The 5,474-nt window shown below is 70.1% G+C and carries 5 protein-coding genes; 4 read left to right on the forward strand and 1 reads right to left on the reverse strand.

Annotation, left to right across the window (positions count from 1 at the left end):
* The 4 genes from D7X55_RS35050 to D7X55_RS35065 form a co-directional block, all read left to right on the forward strand.
* A partial coding sequence (locus D7X55_RS35050; protein ID WP_121725322.1) for an AMIN domain-containing protein occupies positions 1-444 on the forward strand: 444 nt, incomplete at its 5' end.
* 51 nt (positions 445-495) lie between these two features.
* Positions 496-3,195: an LPS-assembly protein LptD gene (locus D7X55_RS35055; protein ID WP_120549959.1), complete on the forward strand. Its 2,700-nt coding sequence runs from the start codon at positions 496-498 to the stop codon at positions 3,193-3,195.
* Positions 3,196-3,259: 64 nt separating this feature from the next.
* Positions 3,260-3,610, forward strand: coding sequence for a helix-turn-helix domain-containing protein (locus D7X55_RS35060; protein WP_014398120.1), 351 nt, complete (start codon positions 3,260-3,262; stop codon positions 3,608-3,610).
* 156 nt (positions 3,611-3,766) lie between these two features.
* Positions 3,767-4,483 (forward strand): TetR/AcrR family transcriptional regulator, encoded by a 717-nt coding sequence (locus D7X55_RS35065; RefSeq protein WP_121725324.1) that lies wholly within the window; start codon positions 3,767-3,769, stop codon positions 4,481-4,483.
* Between the two features lie 8 nt (positions 4,484-4,491).
* Here D7X55_RS35065 and D7X55_RS35070 read toward each other — a convergent pair whose 3' ends face one another.
* Positions 4,492-5,472: a M23 family metallopeptidase gene (locus tag D7X55_RS35070; protein ID WP_121725323.1), complete on the reverse strand. Its 981-nt coding sequence runs from the start codon at positions 5,470-5,472 to the stop codon at positions 4,492-4,494.
* Between the last annotated feature and the right edge of the window lie 2 nt (positions 5,473-5,474).

Consider the following 5,474-nt stretch of genomic DNA (forward strand, 5'->3'; position numbering starts at 1 on the left):
GAGGAGGCCCGGGAGCGCCGCGAGCAGGCCGTGGCGGCCCGTGAGTCGCGCGCCCGTCCCAGCCAGGGCAGCGCCGCCTCCGAGCCGCGCGAGAGCGGCGGGGGCTCGGTGTCGTCGCGCCGCAAGACGATGACGCTGATTGGCTTCCAGCAGCAGCCGGACAGCTCGCGCGTCTTCGTGCGCACCAACGAGCCCGTGCGCTACACGGTGGGCGGCTCCGGCAACCAGGTGGTGCTGGAGCTGGAGAACACGCGCGTGGTGGAGTCCAACAACACGCTGCCCCTGGACACGCACTTCTTCCCGTCGGCCGTGTCGCGGGTGGAGGCCTTCGCCGGGTCGGGCCAGACCGTGCGCGTCGTCATCCAGCTGAAGCAGGGGGTTCGCTATGAGACACGCCAGGAAGGCGGCCTCATCACCCTCGACTTCCCGCGCCCGGGCCGGTAGGACGGGACGGGCGCCGTTGCCGGCACGGCGCCCCCCGCCCACGCCTCCCGCATGACCTTCCTTGCCCCGGTCGTCCTGACGCTCTGGGTGTCGGCCCAGATTCCGCTGGCCACGCAGGTGGAGCTTCCCACCGGCGAGGTCGTGGAGCTGGCGGCCGACTACGTCGTCTACGAGAACGACGTCCTCACCGCCCGGGGCCACTGCGAGCTGCGCAGCGGCCCCAACGTCCTTCGCGCGGACGAAGTCACGTACAGCGAGGCCACGCAGGTGGCCACCGCCACCGGCAACGTGATGTTCGTGAGCGGCCTGATGGCCGCCATCGCGGACGACGTGCGCGTGGACCTGCGCTCCAACGAGGCCAACGTGAAGGGCGGCCTCTTCATGCAGAAGAAGGGCGTCACGCCTGAAGCGCTCCAGGCCGCCAAGACGCCGGACGAATTGCGCAAGCTGGGGGAGACGCCCGTCCTGATGAGCGGCACGCGCATCCGGCGCACCGGGGAGACGGCCTTCTCCGTGGATGGCCTGGCCTTCACTCCGTGCCAGTGCGGCCCCGGTGAGCCCAGCTGGCGCGTGGAGGCGAAGGAGGCCAACGTGAAGATGGGCGAGCGCGCCATCCTCACGTGGCCGGTGGTGTACGTGCGCTCGGTGCCGGTGTTCGCGCTGCCGTGGCTGTACCTGCCCCTGGCCGAGCGCCGCAGCGGCCTGCTGATTCCCCGCCCGTCCAACTCTGGCCTCAACGGCTTCGCGCTGGACGTGCCCGTCTTCGTCACGCTGGGGGAGAGCTACGACCTCACGTTCACCCCGGGCATCTACACGGGTGGCGGGGACGTCGTGAACGCCCACTTCACCTCCCGCGAGGGAGTCGAGATCCGGGAGCCGCGCCCCAACGGCGTGAAGGGACCGCGGCTGCTCACCGAGTTCCGCTACGTCCCCAGCGACCGTACGCGAGGCAGGGCCACGCTGGGCTTCCTCTATGACCTGCGTCCCCGCTTGAACCCCGTCTCCCTGGACTTCATGCGCGTCTACCGGGAGATCGATGCCGAGGGCAACCGCGACTACACCTCGGAGATCGTCGACGAGAAGCGGGGTCTGCGCGGCGAGGCGTCCTGGCAGCACACGCAGGAGCTGGGCGACGGCTGGCACGACCGCGTCGACGCGTACTTCGTGTCGGACGGCTACTACACGCGCGACCTCACCGCGGACCTGCTGGTGCAGAACTACAACTATCTGCGCAGCACCGCCGTCGTGTACCAGCGCCGCGACGACCGCTACCTGGGCCTGGACGTGTCGCTCCGCCAGGACCTGCGCTACCCGTTCCGCTTCTTCCAGACGAACACCATCCCCGCCGAGGCCACCAAGGAGAACGTCACCAAGGAGCCTCACGGTCCGACGACGTTCCAACGTCTGCCCGGCATCACCCTGGCCCTGCCCCAGCGGCCCCTCTTCGGTGGGCGCGTGATGGGGGGGATGCAGGTGGAGTACAGCCGGCTCGCGCCCCTGCGCAGCGGCGGCTTCGCCGATGACGGATCCGACGGTCTCTTCTCGCTCGCCGGCAAGTGGCGCCCCGAGGGCACACCGTTGGCGACCGTCGTCGATGATCTGCCCGTCGACGAACTGGAGGGCAACGGCCGTCTGGACCCCTCCGAACGCGAGGGGCGTGATCGCGTGTCGCTGGCCCCCCAGCTGTCCACGTCCTACGGGCTGGGCAACTGGGCCCGGCTGACGCCGTCCCTGGGGCTGCGCCAGGACGTGTCCGTGGGCGAGGTCTCCGGCCGCACCGCCGCGCGCGGCTACGCGCTGGCGGACCTGATGCTGGACTCGCAGCTGGCGCGCACCTTCACGGACGGGGATACGCTCTACCGGCACACGCTTTCCCCGTCGGTGGCCCTGCGCTACGTGCCCGGCGGCTGGGGCCACGGGCTCACCGCGCTCAACAGCAGCGGCACCGGCACCGTGCCGCTCATCTACGACGAGTGGGACGCCGCCGTGCCGCTCCAGTCCGACGGCAGCGTGCGCGGCTTCCTCCACGCCGTGGTCGCCGTGGACAACACGTTGCGCGTCCGCAAGGGGCCCACCACCCGCGAACCGCTGCGCCTGCGCATCGGCCAGGGCTTCGACCTGTCGCGCGTCGCGCCCGTCTCGGGCCGGGACACCGTGCAGGGCAGCGTCCTTCGCGACACCTTCGCGCGCCTGTCCGCCAGCGCTGGCGTCATCACCGCGGGCGGGCTCGTGCGCATGGACCCCACCACGCTCGACATCACCCAGCTGTCCGCCGACTTCACCATCGACAATGGCAAAGGCAATGCGTTGTACGCCCGCTACGACGACCTGCTGGCCGTGAAACAAATGTCAATTGATCGTGGGTTCGATCCTCTGGCACAAGGACCTGACTTTGTCCGTCGCGGCACCGATATGCTGGTGGGAGACGCACCTCGTCCCTTGCCGTCCCACACCGATCAGGTCGATCCCTCTCCGACCGAACGGGCACAGGCACTCACTGTTGGTACGCGAATCAAGCTCGGATTCGGACTCGGGTTGCGATACGAAGCGTTGGTGCAACCGCTTTATAAGGATTCGAATACCCTGGAAAGTCAGCCCCTTGCACAGCAGACCTTCGGCGTGTCGTACGGACCCGCCTGTGACTGCTGGCGCATCGAGGGGGTGGTGATCCTGCGGCGCAATCAGACACCGGAATTCGCCGGTGTGAATTTGAGTGTGGCCGGATTCGGATCCTTTGGGTCGGGAGGATAGGAATCACCCGGCGTACGCGAGCGTTGCACTCACCTCGCAACATCCCCCAGAGGAGAAGTACTTCGTGTCGGATCTCGGAAAAAGAATTGGCCAGCGCATTCGCGAGCTTCGCACGCAGCGCCCGGAGCGGTGGACGCAGGAGGAGCTCGCGGAGCGCGCGCAGATCAGCGTGTCCTTCCTGTCCATGATCGAGCGCGGCGAGCGTGTGCCCCACGTGGAGACACTGGCGGCCCTCTCCAACGCCCTCAGCGTCAGCCTCGGTGAGCTCTTCACGGGCACCGAGCAGACGCCCGCCCAGACGGAGGACCTGCTGCGTCCCCTGTCGGACTTCGCCCGCGCTCGCGGCCTCAACGCCCGCGACGTGGACCGTTTGCTGGGTGTGGCCCGCGTGATGTTCAACGGCTCGGCGGCCTGAGCCCCTTCCGGGGAAGGACCTTCCCCGGGTGTTCCCCTTCCGCCCGCCTCCCCCTCGGCGTGGCGGAGGGCCCCACGTACGTAAGGATTGACCCCGGAGCCCCGCGTCCATAGCGTGGCTGGCTGATTCTTGAATCAACCAGCCGTGGGAGGACGCGTGGGCCAGCAGAAGACGGCGCCGGAGAACGGGACGCGGGAGAGCGAGCGCCGCCGCACCATCCTGCGGGCCGCCATCGACGTGTTCGCCCGCAAGGGCTACCACGGCTGCCGCATCGCGGACGTCGCCAAGGAGGCGGGCGTCGCGTACGGGCTCGTCTACCACTACTTCAAGAACAAGGATGAGCTGCTGGAGACCGTCTTCGAGACGGGCTGGAGCGGCTTCATCGCGCGTGCGCGCGCCGTCGCGGAGAGCGAGGGCCCGCTGGTGGAGAAGGTCCACCGCATCGCGGACGTGGCCTTCGAGGCCTACCGCGTGGATCCCCGCGCGGTGAAGGTGTTGATCCTGGAGATTGCCCGCTCACCGGCCGGGGCCCGCATCAACCGCCAGACGGCCTTCGTGGACGTCATCCGGCTGAGCGCGCAGATGTTCACCCGCGCGAAGGAGGCGGGGGAGCTGCGGCCGGACGTGGATCCGCTGCTCGCGTCCGCGCTGCTCTTCGGCTCCATCGAAATGGGGCTCACCGCGTTCGTGGTGGGTCTGGCGGACGCGCGCGATACCGCGATGCTGGAGCGGGCCAAGGCGCAGATCGCCGACTCGTTCCTCCACGGCGTGCTGCTGAGCCCCGCGAAGGAAGAGGCCCCCCAGCTCCAGGACGAAGCGCCGCTCAAGCGCGAGAAGGCCGCGCCCAGGGCCCGGGCCCCCAAGCGCGGCTGAGGCCCTGACTACGGGGAGCCCAGGCCGGGGGCGTTGGTGGCCACGCCCGGCGTCTCCGGGGCGCCGGTGAAGTCCAGCTTGAGCAGCGTCTGGCCATCCACCCAGCGGTCATCCGCCTTCACGCCCCAGTGGAGGTGCGGGCCGGTGACGCGGCCGGTGCTGCCGACGAGGCCCAGCGCTTCGCCCTGCTTCACCTTCGCGCCCTCCTTCACGTCGATGCGCGACAGGTGGAAGTACGCGGTGAAGAGCCCCGCGCCGTGGTGCACGAGCACCGTGTTGCCGGACGCGTAGTTGTCGCGCGACATCACCACCGTGCCGTCATTGGCGGCGACCACCGGCGAGCCCGTGGCGCCATCCAGGTCCACGCCGAAGTGCTGCGTCTGCAGCTTGCCGTTGAACGAGCGGCGGTCGCCGAAGGGCGCCGTCACCGTGGCCTCGCGCGGCCAGGCGAAGTTCTGGCCGAACAGCGGGGCCTGGAAGGGCTGCGCGAACGCCGCGGCGAACGCCTTGCGGTCCGCCTCCATGCGCGCCTTCACCGCCTTGGGCGGCGACACGTACTTGTTGGCCACCTTCAGCTCGCGCTCACGGAAGCCCGGAGCGCCCACGGTGAGCGCGCCGGACAGCAGCACCGGGAGGCCGCGCCCGACGGCGGTGACGTCCACCGGCACGCTGCCCTCGGTCTGCTCCACCGGGAGGCTGGTGAGGGCCGCGTAGCCGTTGTTCCACGCGAAGAAGCGCAGGGGCCGGCCCGCGACAGTGCCCGTGGGCAGCGCGGACGCGCCGCGCACCGTCACCAGCACCGGGTCTCCCGGCTTGGGGTTCGCGGGCTGGAGCGACAGGTGCGGCCTGTCCACCGGCGCCACCTTCAGCGGCGCCAGCTCTCCCGGGAGCACGGCGCCCGGGGCACGAACGCCAGGCGTGGCCGGGGCGGGCGTGGCGGCGAGGGCCGGGGTTCCGGTGGCGAGCAGGGAGAGGACGCTGTCTCTTATAC

This window comes from Corallococcus sp. AB049A, assembly GCF_003668885.1.
GTDB lineage: Bacteria > Myxococcota > Myxococcia > Myxococcales > Myxococcaceae > Corallococcus > Corallococcus interemptor.

Coding starts and splice junctions, on each gene's coding strand:
- D7X55_RS35055 (WP_120549959.1), top strand. CDS start 496: ATGACCTTCCTTGCCCCGGTCGTCCTGACGCTCTGGGTGTCGGCCCAG.